14 protein-coding genes are annotated in these 20,705 nt (G+C 33.5%); 9 read left to right on the top strand and 5 right to left on the bottom strand.

What is annotated here, in order from left to right:
• Nucleotides 1–192 precede the first annotated feature (192 nt).
• Together BJS11_RS13260 and BJS11_RS04100 are read left to right on the top strand one after the other, a co-directional pair.
• Nucleotides 193–6,423 (top strand): Ig-like domain-containing protein, encoded by a 6,231-nt coding sequence (locus tag BJS11_RS13260; protein ID WP_081333935.1) that lies wholly within the window; start codon nt 193–195, stop codon nt 6,421–6,423.
• Between the two features lie 382 nt (nt 6,424–6,805).
• Nucleotides 6,806–7,990 (top strand): YbfB/YjiJ family MFS transporter, encoded by a 1,185-nt coding sequence (locus BJS11_RS04100; RefSeq protein WP_069994694.1) that lies wholly within the window; start codon nt 6,806–6,808, stop codon nt 7,988–7,990.
• A gap of 6 nt (nt 7,991–7,996) precedes the next feature.
• On the opposite strand, the gene BJS11_RS04095 is transcribed toward BJS11_RS04100, so the two are convergent.
• Complete coding sequence (locus tag BJS11_RS04095; protein WP_069994692.1) at nt 7,997–9,196, bottom strand: MFS transporter; 1,200 nt, start codon at nt 9,194–9,196, stop codon at nt 7,997–7,999.
• Between the two features lie 96 nt (nt 9,197–9,292).
• Here BJS11_RS04095 and BJS11_RS04090 point away from each other — a divergent pair, with 96 nt between their 5' ends.
• The 3 genes from BJS11_RS04090 (at nt 9,293) to BJS11_RS04080 (ending at nt 11,486) form a co-directional block, all read left to right on the top strand.
• Entirely contained in the window at nt 9,293–9,511 is a 219-nt protein-coding gene (locus tag BJS11_RS04090) for a hypothetical protein (protein WP_142351557.1), read from the top strand.
• Nucleotides 9,512–9,700: 189 nt separating this feature from the next.
• Nucleotides 9,701–10,444 carry a glycerophosphodiester phosphodiesterase family protein gene (locus BJS11_RS04085; RefSeq protein WP_069994688.1) on the top strand — a complete coding sequence of 248 codons (744 nt, stop codon included), beginning with the start codon at nt 9,701–9,703 and terminating at the stop codon, nt 10,442–10,444.
• A 52-nt stretch (nt 10,445–10,496) separates the two neighbouring features.
• Nucleotides 10,497–11,486: a Gfo/Idh/MocA family protein gene (locus tag BJS11_RS04080; protein WP_069994687.1), complete on the top strand. Its 990-nt coding sequence runs from the start codon at nt 10,497–10,499 to the stop codon at nt 11,484–11,486.
• A 106-nt stretch (nt 11,487–11,592) separates the two neighbouring features.
• Here BJS11_RS04080 and BJS11_RS04075 read toward each other — a convergent pair whose 3' ends face one another.
• Nucleotides 11,593–12,732 carry a glycerate kinase gene (locus BJS11_RS04075; protein ID WP_069994685.1) on the bottom strand — a complete coding sequence of 380 codons (1,140 nt, stop codon included), beginning with the start codon at nt 12,730–12,732 and terminating at the stop codon, nt 11,593–11,595.
• Nucleotides 12,733–13,797: 1,065 nt separating this feature from the next.
• Between BJS11_RS04075 and ppdK the strand changes: the two genes are divergently transcribed.
• The 3 genes from ppdK (at nt 13,798) to BJS11_RS04060 (ending at nt 17,811) form a co-directional block, all read left to right on the top strand.
• Nucleotides 13,798–16,434, top strand: a complete 2,637-nt coding sequence (gene ppdK / locus BJS11_RS04070; RefSeq protein ID WP_069994683.1) for a pyruvate, phosphate dikinase — start codon at nt 13,798–13,800, stop codon at nt 16,432–16,434.
• Nucleotides 16,435–16,438: 4 nt separating this feature from the next.
• The gene (locus BJS11_RS04065; protein ID WP_374699926.1) at nt 16,439–17,239 is read left to right on the top strand and encodes a pyruvate, water dikinase regulatory protein; all 801 of its coding nucleotides are present in this window, start codon (nt 16,439–16,441) and stop codon (nt 17,237–17,239) included.
• Nucleotides 17,240–17,391: 152 nt separating this feature from the next.
• Nucleotides 17,392–17,811: a VOC family protein gene (locus BJS11_RS04060; protein ID WP_069994679.1), complete on the top strand. Its 420-nt coding sequence runs from the start codon at nt 17,392–17,394 to the stop codon at nt 17,809–17,811.
• 52 nt (nt 17,812–17,863) lie between these two features.
• On the opposite strand, the gene BJS11_RS04055 is transcribed toward BJS11_RS04060, so the two are convergent.
• The 3 genes from BJS11_RS04055 to BJS11_RS04045 all read right to left on the bottom strand — a co-directional run bounded on the left by BJS11_RS04055 (nt 17,864) and on the right by BJS11_RS04045 (nt 19,347).
• A complete protein-coding gene (locus tag BJS11_RS04055; RefSeq protein WP_069994678.1) occupies nt 17,864–18,118 on the bottom strand; it encodes a hypothetical protein in 255 nt (84 codons plus the stop codon).
• Nucleotides 18,108–18,608 carry a hypothetical protein gene (locus tag BJS11_RS04050; RefSeq protein ID WP_069994676.1) on the bottom strand — a complete coding sequence of 167 codons (501 nt, stop codon included), beginning with the start codon at nt 18,606–18,608 and terminating at the stop codon, nt 18,108–18,110. Before BJS11_RS04050 ends, BJS11_RS04055 begins: the two co-directional genes overlap by 11 nt.
• A 193-nt stretch (nt 18,609–18,801) precedes the next feature.
• Nucleotides 18,802–19,347 carry a helix-turn-helix domain-containing protein gene (locus BJS11_RS04045; protein ID WP_069994674.1) on the bottom strand — a complete coding sequence of 182 codons (546 nt, stop codon included), beginning with the start codon at nt 19,345–19,347 and terminating at the stop codon, nt 18,802–18,804.
• 84 nt (nt 19,348–19,431) lie between these two features.
• Between BJS11_RS04045 and BJS11_RS04040 the strand changes: the two genes are divergently transcribed.
• A complete protein-coding gene (locus BJS11_RS04040) occupies nt 19,432–20,616 on the top strand; it encodes a CynX/NimT family MFS transporter (RefSeq protein WP_069994672.1) in 1,185 nt (394 codons plus the stop codon).
• Nucleotides 20,617–20,705: the final 89 nt, after the last annotated feature.

Below are 20,705 nucleotides of genomic sequence, written 5' to 3'. Positions count from 1 at the left end.
CTAAAAGCCAGCTATGAAACATAGTTGGTTTTTTGCTTTTTAAAATATAAGAAAAACTAAAAATTAAATACAGTGAAACTATTCATAAAATAATTAATATTTTTATAGAAATTCAAATATAACTCTTAAAAAGTTTATATAATTGTGGTAACCTTTAACTGGAAGTAATAATACATTAAGTGGAGGAAACCAATGAAAAATGATCAAGATTTTACCCCAAATAGAATGAATAAATATTCTATTAGAAAACTTTCAATTGGAACAGCTTCCTTGTTAGTAGGAAGTATATTAGTATTTGGCTTTTCAAATGATGTTCAGGCATCAGAATTAAAAGGAGGAGATGTAACTAAAGGAATCGATGAAAAAATAAGTACTGATAATGAAAAAGAAAATAACGAAAAAAATGTAGCTACTGACAATACTTTAGATAATAGTAGTAATAAAATACTAAACTCTAAAGATGACACAAGTACAAATAATACGGAAACTGATTTAAATAATCAATCTCATGACAATAATAATTATGCGATGACTAGTGATAAAGTAATTAGTTCAGAAAGTGAAAGTAGTTTTAAAGAAAATCAGTTGAATGATAGTACTATAAATAAAGAAATAAAAAATAATCAAAAACAAGTAGATAAAAAAGATGAATATCAATTTGATGCTTTAAATTTAAGGAAAAATGAACTTAATAACAATTCAAAGGTCCAAAAGTCTATCATAGAATCAACAAAAGTAAATGATAAAAACAGTAAAAATAATTTAAGAAGAAAAAATGAATTTATTGCTAAAGAAACTGTAGATAATAGAAGTTCAGAAGAAAATCTGAGTCAAAATTTAAAGGTAAGTGAACGTAATGTAAATAATGTAAGCCCAGAAAATATAAAATTGAGTAACAAAGAACTAATAAATTTAAACAATAAAATAGCTGAATCAAGATTATACAGTCCTATTGGTGTGAGAAGTAACAGAGATTTGACTGAAGATAGTTCTTTAGAAGCATTAGACTATTCGGATAACTATACTTTCCAAACGCTAATTTTCCAACCAGATGCTTTAACAACTAAAAAAGTTTTAGATGGAAAATCTGTTCCTTTCCAAATTCATAGCTACTTAACAGGTGCTAATTCAGGAGATAGATATAAAATAGACCTTCAGTTAGATCCTGTTCTTGCAAATCATGTTACAAAAATAAAAATAAATCCAGCTGGTCGTACTTCACCAGTAGAATTGGTTCGATTAGCAAATAAGCAAGGTAAATTAACTAATATTTGGCAAGTTAACTTTATACGAGCGAACGGTGGATTATTTGGTGGAGCAGAGATATTAAGTCAATATACTGCAGAAAACGGTGTTATTGAACTTGATGATACTGTAAGAAATATATTAGAGGGTATGAAGGACCACACTGATAAATTAAATTATTTAATATACGTTAAAGATTCACTTGAAAATAAGAAAATCCAAACTTCTGAAACAAGTGGATACTTTTTAACGCCATCTGAAACATTAATCAACAACATTGTACCTTCAAATTCTTCTGTTGCTAATAGTGTTTTTAAAGGCAGTAGTGGCTCATTACAATATGACTCAACTATTGGTAAATTTGGCGGTGTTACAATTGACCAACAGATTCTCAAAAATGGAACATTTAGCTATGGTGGACCGATTATTGATTCAGAATTAAATAAACAATGGAGATATCATTACCAAATTGACCCTACGTTAATACCATTTATAGGTTCTATTGAATTACATCGTTATGACTTTAGAGGTGTAGGTGGTTTTGATAAGGTTTATTATGAAAAAAATAAAGTGGCAGATTTAGCCATAGATAAAAACGGCAGAGGATCTATTTCAGATAGTGATTTAAACAAGTTAATTGAGTTTAATAATTCATTACCAGAAACAGTAGGTATAAGAATAGTTATAAAATATAACCAAAGTCCCAATAATATACTTACTAGAGATGCTAAATATGATGAAAATGGCAATTTAATTAGAAGTACAACTAGAATAAAAGAAGATTTTGCTTTCAACGGTTATTTCACTGACCGAAATGGCGGCATTATAAAAAATACTTTTGGATCATCGACATACTACATTCAAGATTTAGATCAAGATGGACTAACAGATAATTTTGAAATTCATAAGTCACAATCAGACCCTTTCAATAATGATAGTGATGGTGATGGGAAAAATGATGGAGATGAAGTGCTTCGCTATGAAACATCACCGCTTGTAGGAAAACCTATGGCTAACGATATAACTACAGAAGATACAGCTGTAGAAGGAAAAGTTCAACTAGACTTGTTTGCTCCAAATCAAAAAGTAAAAATATTAGATGAAAATGGAACCTTGATAAGCACAGGTAGCTTAAATGATAATGGCGGTTTCAGAGTAGAAATACCGAAATTAAAAGCAGGAACATATACAATAGCAATTGAGTCACCAAACTATAGTAATGATGAAGTAAATACTTTCAAAGTAATTAATATCAAAGAAGTGTTAAAACCAACAATAGAACCGTTAAATGATCAAAGTACTTCTATAGAGGTTAATGGTGTTGAAGGATCGACTATAATTATAAAAGATGAAAATGATAATGTAATTGGAAAAACAGTTCTAAATAAAGGTGAGACTAAGAAATCAATAGAACTAAAAAAAACATTAAAAGAAGGTACTATTTTAACAGCTATTGCAGAAAAAAATGGTTTTATAAGTAATAAGTCTAATCCCATTATAGTAAAAGATATAACAGCACCAGAAGCACCAACGATGAACGATTTTACAAGTAATGATAAAGAAATTACAGGTGAAGCAGAGCCAGGATCGACTGTAGAAATAGTATTTCAAAATGGTCAAAAAATGAGCGCACAAGCAGACGATCAAGGTCATTTTACAGTAGAGGTACCTGCAGGAGTATTCAATAACGGTGGTCAGGTAATAGCAAAAGCAACAGACACAGCCGGTAATGAATCATCAGTGACAACAAAAGATGTAGCAGATGAGACAGCGCCAACGGCTCCAATAATGGATGAGTTCACAAGTAATGATAACCAAATCACAGGCCAAGCAGAACCAGGATCAACGGTAGAGATTACATTCCCAGATGGCCAAAAGGTGAGTGGTAAAGCTGATGATCAGGGATACTATACGGTGAAAGTTCCAGAAAAAGCGCTAAATAGCGGCGGAGAAGTAACAGCAAAAGCAACAGACACAGCCGGTAATGAATCATCAGTAACAACAAAAGATGTGGCAGATGAGACAGCGCCGACGGCTCCAATAATGGATGAGTTCACAAGTAATGATAACCAAATCACAGGTCAAGCAGAGCCAAATTCAACGGTAGAAGTAACGTTCCCAGATGGTCAAAAAGTAAGTGTACAAGCAGATGACCAAGGCCGTTATACAATAGATGTACGAACAAATGCGCTAAATAACGGTGGTCAAGTGAGTGTGAAAGCGACCGACACAGCCGGCAATGAATCAGAAGTAACAACAAAAGATGTAGCAGATGAGACGGCGCCGACGGCTCCAATAATGGATGAGTTCACAAGTAACGATAACCAAATCACAGGCCAAGCAGAACCAGGATCAACGGTAGAGATTACATTCCCAGATGGCCAAAAGGTGAGTGGTAAAGCTGATGATCAGGGACACTATACGGTGAAAGTTCCAGAAAAAGCATTAAATAACGGTGGTCAAGTGAGTGCAAAAGCAATAGACACAGCCGGCAATGAATCAGAAGTAACAACAAAAGATGTAGCAGATGAGACGGCGCCGACGGCTTCAACAATGGATGAGTTCACAAGTAATGACAAACAAATCACAGGCCAAGCAGAACCAAATTCAACGGTAGAAGTAACATTCCCAACTGGAGAAAAAGTAAGTGTGCAGGCTGATAATCAAGGTCGTTATACAATAGATGTACCAACAAATGCATTGAATAATGGTGGTCAAGTAAGTGCTAAAGTGACTGACGCAGCTGGCAATGAATCAGAAGTAGCAACAAAAGATGTAGCAGATGAGACAGCGCCAACGGCTCCAATAATGGATGAGTTCACAAGTAATGATAACCAAATCACAGGCCAAGCAGAACCAGGATCAACGGTAGAGATTACATTCCCAGATGGCCAAAAGGTGAGTGGTAAAGCTGATGATCAGGGATACTATACGGTGAAAGTTCCAGAAAAAGCGCTAAATAGCGGCGGAGAAGTAACAGCAAAAGCAATCGACGCAGCCGGTAATGAATCATCAGTAACAACGAAAGATGTGGGAGATGAGACAGCGCCGACGGCTCCAATAATGGATGAGTTCACAAGTAATGATAGCCAAATTACAGGTCAAGCAGAGCCAAATTCAACGGTAGAAGTAACGTTCCCAACTGGCCAAAAAGTAAGCGTACAAGCAGATGACCAAGGCCGTTATACAATAGATGTACCAACAAATGCGCTAAATAACGGTGGTCAAGTGAGTGTGAAAGCAACAGACACAGCCGGTAATGAATCATCAGTAACAACGAAAGATGTGGGAGATGAGACAGCGCCGACGGCTCCAACAATGGATGAGTTCACAAGTAACGATAACCAAATCACAGGTCAAGCAGAGCCAAATTCAACGGTAGAAGTAACGTTCCCAGAGGGCCAAAAAGTAAGCGTACAAGCAGATGACCAAGGACATTACACAGTGAAAGTTCCAGAAAAAGCTTTAAATAATGGCGGTCAAGTGAGTGCAAAAGCAACAGACACAGCCGGCAATCAATCAGAAGTAACAACAAAAGATGTGGCAGATGAGACAGCACCGACGGCTCCAACAATGGATGAGTTCGCAAGTAATGACAAACAAATCACAGGCCAAGCAGAACCAGAATCAACGGTAGAAGTAACATTCCCAACTGGAGAAAAAGTAAGTGTGCAGGCTGATAATCAAGGTCGTTATACAATAGATGTACCAACAAATGCGCTAAATAACGGTGGTCAAGTGAGTGTGAAAGCAACAGACACAGCCGGTAATGAATCATCAGTAACAACGAAAGATGTGGGAGATGAGACAGCGCCGACGGCTCCAACAATGGATGAGTTCACAAGTAACGATAACCAAATTACAGGTCAAGCAGAGCCAGGATCAACGGTAGAGATTACATTCCCAGATGGCCAAAAGGTGAGTGGTAAAGCTAATGATCAGGGATACTATACGGTGAAAGTTCCAGAAAAAGCGCTAAATAGCGGCGGAGAAGTAACAGCAAAAGCAACAGACACAGCCGGTAATGAATCATCAGTAACAACGAAAGATGTGGGAGATGAGACAGCGCCGACGGCTCCAACAATGGATGAGTTCACAAGTAATGATAACGAAATCACAGGACAAGCAGAAGCAAAATCAACAGTAGAGATTACATTCCCAACTAGAGAAAAAGTAAGTGTACAAGCAGATGACCAAGGACACTATACGGTGAAAGTTCCAGAAAAAGCTTTAAATAATGGCGGTCAAGTAACAGTAAAAGCGACCGACGTAGCTGGCAATGAATCAGCTGTAACAATGAAGAATGTGGCAGATAAGACAGCGCCAAATGCGCCACAAGTAAATAGTTTCACGAGTGTGGATAAACAGATAACTGGCCAAGCAGAACCTAATATAATTGTTATTATTACTTTGCCAAATGGAAATAATGTAATTGGTAAAACGGATAATCAAGGAATATTCACTATTAATTTACCAAAAGGAGTAATTTTAACAGGAAATGAGAGAGTCATTGTTTCAGTTAAAGACAGAGCTGGCAATATATCACCAAAAACAGAAATTATTGTGATAGATAAGACAGCGCCTAATATTCCAATTATCAATAAAGTGAAAAACAATGATAAACAAATAACTGGTCAAGGTGAGCCAAATGCAAAAGTCATTGTAACTTTACCTAATAATCAAGTACTGTTAGGTAAAGTAGATAGTCAAGGTCATTTTGAAATTAGCGTACCAGAAAAAATAGAACTTAAACCAGGGGATGAAGTTCAAGTATTTCTTGAAGATGTTAGTGGTAATAAATCACAAATATCAATAGTAATTATTGAAAATGGTGAAGCGAAAAACCCAGATAAAATAAAAAACACCCATGAAGACTCAGATATAATTAACGGAGCTAAAAGCAATAATCCTAACAATATAAGTAATCACAAACATTCACACATTACGCAAAATCAACGTCCATTGGATAATGACAATGAAAATAGCGTAATTGAAAATAACTCGGACGAAATAAATACTAATCATGGAAAATTCGGCCATAATTACAACGATGTGAAACAATTACCAAAAACAGGTACAAACGATAATTATAAAAATGGATTGTGGGGTTCTATTTTTGCAATGCTAGGTTCGTTTATATTGTTTGGTAAACGCCGTAAAGACAAAAAAGAAAACTAATTTCATGATTTTCTAACTATAATAAAAAATAAGAGTGACATTCTATTAAATGATATTAATCCAGCAAAGTTCAAGTTTTATTAATTAGATACTTTTCTTGGAAAAATTCAAAATAGGGTGTCACTTTTTTAGTGAAATTGTTCATGCTTATAATATATAATGCGATATTAAAATGTATATAAGTAAATGTTTCATATTTAATATTTTACTCTACAGTAGTATAAGGTAGTATTACATAAGATGGAGTTGTAAAATCATAAAGAGACAATTAGACAGTGAAATAAAAAATCATAATGAGGCACCGGTAATATTATGCGATTGAATATTTAAAGTATTTGTCGTAGCTTATACAAAAAGAAGAAAAAGAAAGGTGTGGAGTTATATGCAAAAGGCATATAAACAATTGATTTTAGGTATGATTTGTTTGTTCATTGTTATGGCAATAGGGCGTTTTGCATATACCCCGATAATGCCTTTTATGCAACAAAGTAGCGATATGAATGATCAAAGTGCGGGTATTTTGGCAACAATGAATTATTTAGGATATTTAATTGGTGCAATTATTCCAATCTGGTTTATTATATTTACTAAAGCTACTGATTTAAAAATATACTTAATTATTAATATTGTTTCTACAATTTTTATGGGGACTTTTAATGAATATACAGTTTGGATTATACTAAGACTCATCTCAGGTATAACTAGTGGCGCAGTGTTTGTACTAGCATCGAATGTTACACTTGAAGCATTAAGAATTGCCAATAAAAATCGTATTTCTGGATTGCTATATAGTGGTATTGGTGTGGGTATCTTTTTAAGCAGTATTTTTATTTACTTATATACTGATAAAAATTCCTGGGAAATGACTTGGATGATTTTAGGAATCAGTTCATTGCTATTAGGGATTTTTGCTATTGTTGGTTTGAAGGATAATAATCCAAATAAAGAAGAGTCACAAAATAAAGAAATAAAACAACATGAAAATAGTGAAAAGTTAAATAAGCGATTTGTGTTTGTTTTTTCAATTTCTTATTTTTGTGAAGGTGCAGGATACATTATTACGGGTACTTTCTTAGTTGCTATAGTAAAAGCGATACCTGATTTAGCAGATTACGCTGCATTAAGCTGGATGTTTGTAGGTTTAGGTGCAATTCCTTCAGCAGTGCTATGGTCAATGATGGCTGGGAAATTGGGGCATGCAAAAGCAATATATCTTGCTTTTGTTTTACAAATTATCGGTGTGATAATGCCAGTATTCTTAGAAAATATACCAAGCCTAGTGATTAGTTCGTTATTATTTGGCTCTACGTTTTTAGGATTAACTACGTTATATATGTCCAAGGCACAAGCACTCATGTTTCAACATAATAGTAATCTCAACTTGGTAGCCTCATTAACAGTGATTTACAGTTTAGGACAGATGATTGCTCCTGCAATTTCAGGTCTATTAATAGGTAATGAAGGAAACTATGATGCTGCTTTGATTTTCGCTGCGATTATTCTTACTATTGGCTTACTTAGTAGTTTTTATAGTTTTGAAAAGTTTAAGAATGAAGAAAAGAACTGATTCGAATCAGTTCTTTTTATTTTGCTTAATTGTTAATGAAATAATGAAAGCAATGGACATAAATCCAGTAATCATTATTACGACACCTGGCCATTGAATAAAACTGTAGAAAATACCAGCTAATGTGCCACCAACAGAGGATCCAATATAATAAAATAATAAATAAAGACTTGATGCTTGTGCTTTATGATCTTCTGCCCGAGTTGTTACTACAGAACTTGCAATAGCATGACCACTAAAGAATGCATAAACGCTAAATGCCAAACCAATTATTTTAAAAGGTAATAGAGGTATGAGCGTAAACCAGATCCCAAAAATAAGTGTCAAAATGCAAAATTTTAAAGCATTTAATGTACCAAGTGCTAAACGCAATTTAGCATTTAATATTGATGAGATCATGCCAATTAAAAATAATAAATAAACGAAACTAATAACTGAAGCATGCAAGTGGTATGGTTCTTCAGCGAGGGCAAATCCAATATAGTTAAATGCCGCTATATTACAACCTAAAAGTAAGAATCCTATCATAAACGGTTTTAATAATTTTATATTTTTCAAATGGTTAAGGTAACTTGTTAATAAAGATTTTATAGACAAATTTTGTTTTTTAAAATGTTGGGATGATGGTAATAAAAATATGAAAATAACGGTGGCAATCACACTTAAAATGGCAATGGAAATCAAACCTATTTGATAACCATAAATACTAGAAATGTAACCTGTGAATATTCTGCCAAAAGCGCCACCAAATGCATTTCCACTGATGTAGATGCCCATAGCTTCTGGTAAATGACGTGGTGAGATTTCTTCTCCAATATAAGCCATAGCGATTGAAGGTAAACCCGCTAAACATATGCCTTGAATCAGTCTGATTATTAAAAATGTGTTGAAATCTAGGATGAATGGTTGTAATAACGCTAAGAGAGAGACAGAAATAACAGAGAAAACCATAATAGGTTTACGTCCTACTACTTCTGATATTGCTCCGAAAAATAGCATTGCAACAGCTAATGAAATGGTTGAAGCAGATAATGCTAAACTCGCTATGGTTTCATTGACGTTAAATGATTTCGTAAAGTGAGGTATTAGTGGTTGAACACTATACAAAATTGAAAAAATAGTGAAACCAGCTATGAACAGTGCAATGATAATTTTTGAATAAGGTTTTGTACCTTTTTCTACATAAACATTATTAAAATTTTCCACTGCATCTCACCTCACTTAATATAATAACTTAATGGTAGCATGAAACGCATAATATAAAAATGTATAGAATTTATGTGAAATATTAATAGAAAATAAGTGGAATTTAATAAATTGATTTTAGGCACAATAAAAAAGTTAATTTATGCGCATGTATATAAGGAAGAGAAGTGGTTTCCGAATAGTTATACGATAGCACGTGAAGATGTTGCAACAACTTTAGTACAAGCTTTAGACATAAATTCACTTCAAAGAGCGTCTATTTTCATACAATCTGGCGATCATGATATCAAAGATGCGTTAAATCAGGTGCAATAATTAGGAAATCACAACCATTTTAAATACACTCTACAAGTATAGGCAACATGTTAACTTGTAGGAAGTATTTTATTTGCTTCATAGAAAAATTTTGAAATATAGGTATATTATCTGTACTTAATATATAATTTGAAAAATAAATAAATTAATATCATAATTACTGTAACATTAGTTGAAGAGGATGGTTTGATGTTTACTATTTATGGACATAGAGGATTGCCAAGTAAAGCTCCTGAAAATACACTTGCTTCATTTAAAAAAGCGACATCTGTATCAGATTTAAAATGGATTGAATTAGATGTTGCAATAACAAAAGATGAGCAATTAGTTATTATTCACGATGATTACCTAGATCGCACAACAGACATGGTTGGTGAAGTGAGCCAGCTAAATTACAATGAAATAAAACACGCATCGGCAGGTAGCTGGTTTGGTAATGAATATGAAGCGGAACATTTGTCTACTTTAAAGGAGATTATAGATTTAGCTAACAACACAAAAATTAATTTAAATATTGAGTTGAAGGGCGTTAGTGGTCCGAATGGCAGCGAATTATCAGAAAGTATGGTTACTCAAGTATCAGAAATATTAAAATCATTAGACTCTCAGATAGAAGTATTAATCTCTAGTTTTAATATTTATTTATTAAAATTAGCTGAAAGTATTATGCCACAATATCAAAGAGCATTAATTTTTAAGGCAAGTGGGTTTGGCAAAGATTGGAGAACGTTATTAAACTTCTGTAATTCAAATATCGTGAATATTGAAGACACTAAACTTACACAAGCACGTGTAAAAGAAATAAAAAATGCAGGTTATGCGTTGAATGTATGGACAGTAAATAATCAATTACGTGCAAATCAATTGGCAAATTGGGGTGTTGACGGTGTTTTTACGGACAAAGCAGATACTTTAATACACTTGCAACGATAATAAGAAATAAAAGTAAAACTAAACATAAAATGAAGATAAAGGGAGAAAAGACATGAATATTGGAATAGTAGGTGCAGGGAAAATAGTGAAAGAAGCGCTGCCAGTAATAGAGCAAATACCAGATTACACAATTCAAAGTATTGTATCATCGGGCAGAAATCCAGAAAATGTAGAACAATTACAAAAACAGTTTAATATCAAAACGATATATGAGGATTATGATTTGTTTTTACAAGACGGAAGTACTGAAGTGATTTATCTTGCTGTTCCTAATCATTTACATTTTGATTATGCGAAGAAAGCAATTCAACAGCATAAACATGTAATATGCGAAAAGCCGTTTACGTTAACAAAAGATGAACTGCTTGAATTAAAAGTATTGTCTGAGTCACACAATGTTATGATTGTCGAAGCAATCACAAATATTTATCTAAGTAACTATGAAGTCTTAAAGCAATCTATTACTGAATTAGGGAATTGTAAAATTGCTCAACTTAATTATTCTCAATACTCGTCACGTTATGATGATTTTAAAAACGGCGTAATTCAGCCAGCATTCGACGCTGCTAAAGGTGGCGGTGCGTTAATGGATATTAATGTCTATAACATACATTTAGCCGTTGGTTTGTTTGGACTACCAGATGCTGTAACATACTCAGCGAATATTGAAAATGAAATTGATACATCAGGTATTTTACAAATGAATTATAAAGATATGAAAGTAGTCTGTATTGGTGCTAAAGATTCAAATTCTGATAATCAGTCATATATTCAAGGGGACGCTGGAAATATAAATATTAAAGGTCCGACCAATGAGCTGAAGGTATTTGAATTGAAATATAATAATGGAGGCACACAAGTATATCAAGTCAATCCCCATAACCACCGCATGCACGAGGAATTTGTGAAAATTGCCCAAATGATTAACGATGAAAATTTTGATTTGGCTCAACAACAATTAGAACATAGTATTAATGTTATGGGAGTATTAACACAAGCTTTAGAAAGCGCAAATATAAAAGTCGGACCATCATATAAATAAAAAGTGAGGTGATAAAAACCAATGTGCATAAAGTTGATTTTTATCATCTCATTGTCATTTAAGTTAAACATCCAAAATTATTTACACTGATAATGGAAAAAATCTATTAAAATGTTGTGTTATGAAAAAATGTTTTGATGATATTTTTAGTGACTTTTGTGATAAGTTGTTCTGAATTTTGAATAGTGTCGGCTAGTGATAGAGGTCTATCAGTTAAACTAAAAGCGCTAATGACACCTAAATCTGACAATTGCTCAATATCTATATCAACTGTACCACCGATAAAAATGATGGGTACATTAAACTTTCTTGCACACTTTGCAATGCCTAGAGGTGTTTTTCCATAAAATGTCTGAAAATCGATTTTACCTTCTCCAGTAATAATTAAATCAGCATCTTTTAAATGTTGTTCTAAATTTGTATAGTCAATGACGACTTGAATACCTTCTTTAAATTGATTAGGGAAGAATGCCTTGAAAGCAGCACCTAATCCACCAGCAGCGCCAGCACCAGGTGTATTATGAATACGAATCTTAGTTTCAGCAGCAATTAAATTTGCCCAATGTTCTAAGTTACTATCAAGTTGACTTATTTGTGCCATTGAAGCCCCTTTTTGTTTACCGAAAACATGAGAAGCGCCATTTGGACCAATAAGTGGATTTTGAACATCTGAAGCAATAGTGAAATTGCAATGTTTAATGCGTTGATCGAAATAGGTTAAGTCAATTACTTTAAGATCTTTTAATGCAGCACCACCGAAATTAATTTCTTGTTGTTGATTGTCTAAAAGTTTTACTCCAAGCGCTTGAAGCATTCCAGAACCTCCATCATTTGTTGCAGAACCACCAAGTGCAATGATGAAATTTCGGAAGCCTTTATCTAATGCATTAAGAATTAATTCACCGGTTCCAAAAGTAGTGCTATCCATAGCATTCAAACAGTTGTCTGGTATATGTTTTAACCCCGAAGCTTCGGCCATCTCTATGACGCATGTTTTGCCATCATTTAAAACACCATACTGCGCACTGACCTGATTTCCAAGTGGGCCTGTAACATTAACTGAATGAAATGTTCCGTTGGTCGCATTGACTAAAGACTCCATGGTACCTTCGCCACCATCCCCAACAGGCAACGCATGTACATCAGCTTGCGGATAAATTTCGGAAATACTTTGTGACATATAAGTAGCGACTTCTGTAGCGGACATACTTCCTTTGAATGAGTCAGGAGCTAAAATAATCTTCATTTAAGTATCCTCCTTGTTATAAATCTTAAAATTATTTGTCTTTATTGTAGCCTTTATTGAAATTTTAACAAAGCTATAGATGTAATAAATTGTAGTATTAAAAACCAAGATTTAGTGAAAGTTTGGACAATATAATTTATAAACAATATAAAATAGTAAGCTAAAATATAGTGAATCACTAATATCTACTTTACAAATTACACGCTAAATAATATAATAAAATTAAGTTATTAATAAATGATTCTATAAAATATGAAATAATAATCTTCGTAGATGCAAAACGTTTTGTTCTTAATCTGAATTTTCATGTCTGAAATGGTGCCATAAATGAGTTAATAAGTAATAGCTCGTATCATTGTATATCGTATCAGTGATGCACTTTGAAATGAATGGAAGTGAACAATATGTATAGGTATTATGATTAATTTATATTTCTAAAAATTGTGAATTAAACTATCTATCAGAATTGGTCATTTAAATGACATAATTAATTTTATTCTAATGAAATGTTGAATTAGATGTATTTCTCGCCAATAAAATTAAATAAAAAACTAGATTATGTTGTGAAAACAAAAAATATTCCTTGGAAAATCCTACTTAAGTGCTATTTTTAGTACGTTGCTACCTCCCATTAATATCTAACACTCTGTTAAGTAACTCACTACTTCTATCTATTTCACCTACTTATACAACCACTAAAATTTCACCAGTTTAAACAAAAGCTTTTTGAAATAGAATGATTTCCAAAAATTGTGTACGTCTAAAATAAAACAGTAAGAGTGATATTGATATGCGAACTCTCTTAAAATATTTATTTAGCAATATCATACAATATGGGGGAATAAAGGTAGTAAGAACTGGTATTAATATGAAAGAAGGCCTCAATGACAATGGACTTTGTTATTAGAGGTCTTTTTTGTAGTAAGTAGGAAGAATTTATAAAGTAATAGACAAAAAAATAAATCTATGCCATTTAATTTTAATATTTTAGTTGTCATTTTTGTATTAATGTGACATACTCTATTAAAAATAGTATGACATAATAATTATTTGAGGTGAAAGAGTATGGCAAAATATATTTATGCATTTGATGAAGGACAAAAATCAATGAAAGATTTATTAGGTGGTAAAGGTGCAAATTTGGCTGAAATGAAGCGATTATCATTACCAGTACCGGATGGATTCACAATAACTACTGAAGCATGTATTGAATATTTGAAACAAGGTGCAAAACTTTCAGACACATTAATGAAACAATTATACACAGAATTGGAAGCGTTTTCTCAAAGGAGTCAAAAATCATTTTCTTCGGACACGGAGTTGTTACTTGTATCTGTACGTAGTGGTGCAAAAATTTCAATGCCGGGTATGATGGATACAATTTTAAATTTGGGTTTAAATGACGAAAATGTAAAAAAATTAGCAGTTAAAACGAATGATGCACGATTTGCTTTTGATTGTTATCGCAGATTGTTGCAAATGTTTGGAGAAGTAGTGTACGGCATTCCTATGGCCTCATTTGATAAATATTTTAACCAATATAAAAAACAACAAGGATATCAAAATGATGCAGATATTCCAGCTGAAGGTTTAAAAGATATTTGTGAATATTATAAAGCTATTTATCTAGAAAAAGTGTACAAACCATTTCCACAGGAACCTGTTAAACAATTGACGGAAGCTATTGAAGCCGTTTTTAAATCTTGGGACAATGAGCGTGCACGTATATATCGTGAATTAAATGAAATTCCACATGATATTGGAACGGCTGTCAATATTCAAGAAATGGTATTTGGTAATAGTGGAGAAGAGAGTGGTACGGGTGTAGCATTTACACGTAATCCTGTGACTGGTGAAGCACAGTTGTTTGGAGAGTATTTGTTGAACGCACAAGGTGAAGATGTTGTAGCAGGAATACGTACACCAAAAGACATTGATACGCTCAAAGGTCAGATGCCTACTGTGTATCAACAATTTGTAGAGGTATCACAGCAACTTGAAATGCACTACAAGGACATGCAAGATATTGAGTTTACTATTGAAAATGGAAAATTGTACATTTTACAAACACGTAGTGGAAAACGTACAGCACGAGCAGCTATACAAATCGCTGTTGATTTGGTTGAAGAAGGTATTATAACAGAAGAAGAAGCGCTTCAACGTGTCGATATTAAGTCTATTGATCAACTATTACATCCTAATTTTGATGAGGGTGCTTTAAAACAAGCAGTTTTGGTTTCTGATATGGGATTGCCAGCGAGTCCTGGTGCAACGAGTGGGAAGATTGTTTTCTCAGCTGAAAATGCAAAGTTTGAGTCAGAAAAAGGAAATAAAGTCATTTTAATGCGACCTGAGACGTCCCCAGAAGATATTGAAGGGATGATTGCGAGTGAAGCTATTGTAACAACACATGGTGGCATGACATCACACGCAGCTGTAGTGGCACGTGGTATGGGTAAATGTTGCGTGACAGGATGCTCCAACATAGAAATTAACGTAACAGATAAAATTGTAAACTATCCAGGTGGAACGTTATACGAAGGGGACATTGTATCCGTTGACGGAGCGAAGGGTGATGTTTATAAAGGCGAAATAGCAACGATAGAGGCAGAGAGTAGTGAGGCCTTTGAAACGTTTATGAAGTGGTCAGCATCCAAAGCGAGATTAGATGTGCGCATGAATGCTGAAACGGTTCCAGATATTCAAGCTGGATATCAATTTGGCGCAAAAGGTATTGGCCTTGTACGTACAGAGCACATGTTTTTTGCACCTGAACGACTGGTAGAGATGCGAAGATTTATCTTATCAGATACGCATGATCAACGAATAACTGCTTTAAATAAAATTAAGACATACCAGGTTGTTGATTTTGAAAAAATCTTGGAACTTTCTGGTGACCGACCAACAATTATACGTTTATTGGACCCACCACTGCATGAATTTTTGCCAAATTCACAAGAAGACAAACAAGCTGTTGCTAATCAACTGGAAGTACCTATTAATGAGTTAGAACAATTGATTGAAAATTTAAATGAAGTGAACCCTATGCTCGGCCACAGAGGATGTAGGTTGGCAATCACGTATCCTGAACTTTATCTCATGCAGGTGGAAGCTATTATTGAAAGTGCCTTGCGATTGAAAGCTCAAGGCATTGCATGTCAGCCAGAAATAATGATTCCTTTAGTATCAACGGTCGCTGAATTTTCGATACTAAAAACAAATATTAATGAACGTATTGATAGAATACAACAAGAAGCGAAAGAGTCGATTGATTATAGCATTGGAACTATGATTGAGACGCCACGTGCATGTTTGATTGCTGGTGAATTAGCTAGAGAATGCGATTTTATGAGCTTTGGAACAAATGACTTAACTCAGTTAACATTTGGGTTCTCTCGTGATGATGCAGGTAAATTTATAGGTGAATACGCTGACAAAGGTATCTTAGCAAAAGATCCTTTCCAAACATTAGATATTGAGGGTGTAGGTAATCTTGTTAAAATGGCTACTGAACAAGCAAAAGCCGTGAATCCTGAAATAAAAATTGGTGTTTGTGGGGAACTTGGCGGCGACCATAAATCGATTCTATATTTCAATAAGCTCAATATTGATTATGTATCATGCTCGCCGTTTAGAGTGCCGGGAGCATTACTTTCAACAGCGCAGTGTGAAGTGGAGGTCAGTCATAAGTATGCTAAATAATGCGATGGATCCGCAACTTAAGTTATTTATTATCTCAGATTCATTAGGCGAGACGGCTCAACGTATGATTCATGCGACGTTAACTCAATTTCCTGATATCTCACAAATCGAAATGAAAAAATTCCCTTTTATTAAAAGTAAGGATGAATTGATACAGATATTGAAAATTGCACAGGAACGTAATGCAGTCGTTGTGACAACACTGGTTAACCCAGAATTCAATATAGTTGGACAGAAATTTGCACAGGAAGCTAATATTCCATATGTAGATTATATGTCGGATTTAATTGATATTATTCAACATCGCACGAACTGTGAGCCCATACTGGAAAGTGGTGCTTTACGCAAATTGGACGAGCACTATTTTAAACGTATAGAGGCAATGGAATACTCTGTGAAATATGATGACGGTAAGCATTTTACAGATATTGGTGAAGCCGATGCGCTTATAGTAGGTGTTTCAAGGACGTCTAAAACCCCATTAAGTATGTACTTAGCAAATAAAGGATATAAGATTGCAAACATACCGTTAGTACCTGAAGTTGATATTCCAGATGAAGTATTTAAACTAAAAGAACTAAAAGTATTTGGTTTAACGGCGAGTCCCAATTATATTCTGAACATAAGAAATGAACGTGTGAAAGTCTTGGGTTTACACGGTCCGACAAATTATAATAGTATTGAGAGAATTAAAGATGAATTAAGTTATGCTGAAATCATATTTGAAAAGCTAAATGCGACAGTCATTAATACGGAATACAAGTCAATTGAAGAATCTGCCTTTTATATAGAAAAGTTCTTATAAGAACGTCTAAAATTTCATTTTTATAAAAATTTTCGAATTGATAATTGATATATAAGACTTCGGTAGGGATTAATTTTTAAAATTATTAAGACTAAACGTGTCTTAATTAGGGAAGTCTAAAAGTGATATATATTAAATAAAGGAGTGTCACGATGCTAAAAACAGTATCACCTTATTTGTTTTTTAACGGTACATGTCGAGAAGCTTTGAATTTTTATAGTGAGGTTTTAGATGGAAAAATAAAAGGTGTCATGACATATGGCGAAGCAAATGAAACAGTTGCAGAAGATTTAGAACGTATTATTCATAGTCAGCTAGAAGTAGACGGACAAATATTTATGCTTTCTGATATACCAAAAGATGATAACACAATGCTTCAAGACCGTAATGTTTATATTGTACTAGAATTTGATAGTGAAGCAGCTATCAGAGAAGTATATGAACACTTGAAAAAAGATGGCGTAGTTCAAATGGAATTGGACGATATGTTCTGGGGCGCAAAATATGCAAAATTAATAGATAAGTATGATATCGGTTGGGATTTGAGTTACAGAAATGACACAGAAAAGTAAGTTGTTATTGAGATAAAGAGTGAAGGTGAACTCCAAGGTTAATGATTGGAATTCACCTTCTTTTTTGTTTTTTGAGGTTATAGGTTACGATGATGATTAAAATTATAAATAACAGCATACCTAATATACCTAAAAATGGCATATGACCGAGAAATATTTCAACAATAAGATCTATTAAAGAAATAATGAAAATGCCAGGTAATAACCATTTCAAACTTATGGCATATACGTGTAATAATTGATGTTTTTGATCTGGATTCGAAAGGTGGAAGTTGGGAATGAGTTGTAATAATTTATCATTTTTCATTATCGTCAGTCCCTTCAGTGTTCAGTTTTATTCTAGAATCTTTATTAGCTGTTAATAATACAATTAAGGTAGGAGGAATACATGAAATTAAAAAATTGAAATCGTAAAATTGTGTTGGGTTGCCTGCGAGAAATGGTGCTACAATTGCATTTACCAAATACATATAAGATAACGCAATGATTAAAAAGAAAACTCTTTTTTTGAATTTTAACTTAAGTACACGTCGATAAATTTTAGGATCACTAACCTCGACCTTAACTTTGTCTACATTAAATGGAGATACTGCCATTCTACATCCTATAACTATAACTAATAGAATACCACCGATAGTAAATGGAGAAAAAAATGAACGTTCGAGATCGAACATAAACGATAAATACATTAACGCTAACAACAAGTATAGGCCTACCACAGCGATTTTAGCGCGCCAAAAATCAGAATTATGGATGTGACTTGAATTTTTCAAATTGTGCGTGTTATTACTCGCCATCTTTAAGAACACCTCCATAATGAATTTAAAACTATCATATGACAACGTTAACATTGTAATGAAGTATATGTAAATGTGATTTAGTATATCATTCTCCCACTGAAACGAAGTTAAAGTAAAAAAATATATAAGAGTTCCAAAAAAAGTGTCAGGATTCTCGAGTCCTGACACTTAATTCATTTCTAAACTTAAGCTATTGATAATACATTGTAGAGGTCAGTACTGTACTTGTGTTACCAGGATTAAAGTAACTATGTTGGACATCGCAATTAAAACGGAATGCTTGATGATTATTAATTATATATGATTTATCATCTACTTCGATTTCTAAAGTGCCTTCGTTGACGATGATGTACTCTTCTGACCCGGCATGATGTGGCTCAGAATGCATTTTACCATTAGGTTGTATCACCATTTTAAACATCTCGAAATGTTTGCTTTCATCATATGGAAAATAAGGATAGATAGTTACATGCTCATCAATAATAGGGATAATATCTGATTCATCGATAAATGCGATATGATCATCTTGTAGAGATGTTAGCTGGGACAAAGAAATATGAAGCCCATTTGCAATTTTCCATAATGTGGTAATGGTTGGGTTTGAATTGCCTTTTTCAATTTGGCTCAACATGTTTTTGCTGACACCAGTAGCATTCGCAACTTTATCTAAACTTAAATGGTGCTTTTTTCTATAGTCGGCAATATTTTTTGCGACGATATTTTGGATATTATACAAAGTAACCTCTCCTGTTTACATTATAACGTACATATCGTACCATATAATATGACGTTTTGAAATATCTTTTTAGGGTGGTACAGTATGGAAAAATATAGAAAAATAAAGCCATTTAATTGGTTATTATTTATAGGGATCTTACTAGTTGGGGCAAATCTAAGAGCGCCAATTACATCAATAGGTGTTGCTTTGCCAGATATAAAAGCAGATTTAGTGTTATCTAATAGTGCAATTAGTGTTATAACTGTTGTACCGCTACTATCGTTCGCTATCGTGTCATTGTTTGCAGCGAAGACAAGTAATCGTTTTGGACTAGAAAAAACAATTTTTCTAGCACTTTGTTTTATTTTTGTTGGTACTTTGGTTAGATCCATTACCGATATTTCTTGGCTGTACATTGGTACCATTTTAATAGGTATTGGTATAGGATTTGGCAATGTGCTTGCACCGGCAGTGATAAAGGCAAAATTCCCACTACATATCGGTATTATGACTGGGTATTATACCGTTGTGATGAATGTATTTGGCGGATTATCTTCATATGGTACAGTGCCATTGCTCAAATCATTTAATTATAATATTGCAATCAGTTTTATGGCTATTGTGACATTTATTACGATTATCATTTGGTCTGTTCAATTAAAAGGAAAACAACAAACTGCGACAGCTTTACCTAAAGAAAGTGTAAATGTTTGGAAGTCACCATTATCATGGCAAATTACGATATTAATGGGTGGCCAATCATTGATTTTTTACTCATTGATTAATTGGATGCCTGTATATCTGTCACAAAGCGGTATGTCTATTAGTGAAGCGGGCGCTTATTTATCAGTGCTACAAATTTCCATTATTCCTTTTACATTTATCACACCAATTTTTGCGACTAAAATGAAATCTCAATTGTTAGTAACGTTTATTACCGGTTTATTATTTATTATGGGTGTACTGATTATGTTATTTGTACCGCAACTAGCAATCATTTCAACAATATTGATTGGCGTTGCTGGTGGTGTAGCATTTGGATTAGTTAATACATTCTTTAGTTTACGTACGGAACATAGCCAGACTGCAGCTAAATTGTCTGGTATGGCACAATCTATTGGATATCTGTTTGCAGCCACTGGTCCTTTACTATTTGGTATTTTACACGATATTACTGGTTCTTGGACTGCATCACTGTGCATTTTATTAGTTACGGCAATTATTATCACTTTATTTGGTTCACAAGCTGGACGCAACCATACAATTGAACAATCATTACAAAAATAATGTTTTTAGTAAATAGTGAAAATAGTATAAACATATAATGATGACATGATATTATTGAAGGACAATCAGAAGTGGAATTATAATGAGTA

The organism is Staphylococcus caeli (assembly GCF_900097965.1).
GTDB lineage: Bacteria > Bacillota > Bacilli > Staphylococcales > Staphylococcaceae > Staphylococcus > Staphylococcus caeli.
Note: the sequence above shows the minus strand (reverse complement) of the source record. Positions and strands in the feature narration are given on the sequence as shown.

What these genes read in the sequence shown, in the direction of transcription:
- BJS11_RS13260 (WP_081333935.1), top strand. Translation starts at nt 193, where the DNA reads ATGAAAAATGATCAAGATTTTACCCCAAATAGAATGAATAAATATTCT.
- BJS11_RS04100 (WP_069994694.1), top strand. Translation starts at nt 6,806, where the DNA reads ATGCAAAAGGCATATAAACAATTGATTTTAGGTATGATTTGTTTGTTC.
- BJS11_RS04085 (WP_069994688.1), top strand. Translation starts at nt 9,701, where the DNA reads ATGTTTACTATTTATGGACATAGAGGATTGCCAAGTAAAGCTCCTGAA.
- BJS11_RS04080 (WP_069994687.1), top strand. Translation starts at nt 10,497, where the DNA reads ATGAATATTGGAATAGTAGGTGCAGGGAAAATAGTGAAAGAAGCGCTG.
- BJS11_RS04075 (WP_069994685.1), bottom strand. Translation starts at nt 12,732, where the DNA reads ATGAAGATTATTTTAGCTCCTGACTCATTCAAAGGAAGTATGTCCGCT.
- ppdK (WP_069994683.1), top strand. Translation starts at nt 13,798, where the DNA reads ATGGCAAAATATATTTATGCATTTGATGAAGGACAAAAATCAATGAAA.
- BJS11_RS04065 (WP_374699926.1), top strand. Translation starts at nt 16,439, where the DNA reads ATGGATCCGCAACTTAAGTTATTTATTATCTCAGATTCATTAGGCGAG.
- BJS11_RS04060 (WP_069994679.1), top strand. Translation starts at nt 17,392, where the DNA reads ATGCTAAAAACAGTATCACCTTATTTGTTTTTTAACGGTACATGTCGA.
- BJS11_RS04055 (WP_069994678.1), bottom strand. Translation starts at nt 18,118, where the DNA reads ATGAAAAATGATAAATTATTACAACTCATTCCCAACTTCCACCTTTCG.
- BJS11_RS04050 (WP_069994676.1), bottom strand. Translation starts at nt 18,608, where the DNA reads ATGGCGAGTAATAACACGCACAATTTGAAAAATTCAAGTCACATCCAT.
- BJS11_RS04040 (WP_069994672.1), top strand. Translation starts at nt 19,432, where the DNA reads ATGGAAAAATATAGAAAAATAAAGCCATTTAATTGGTTATTATTTATA.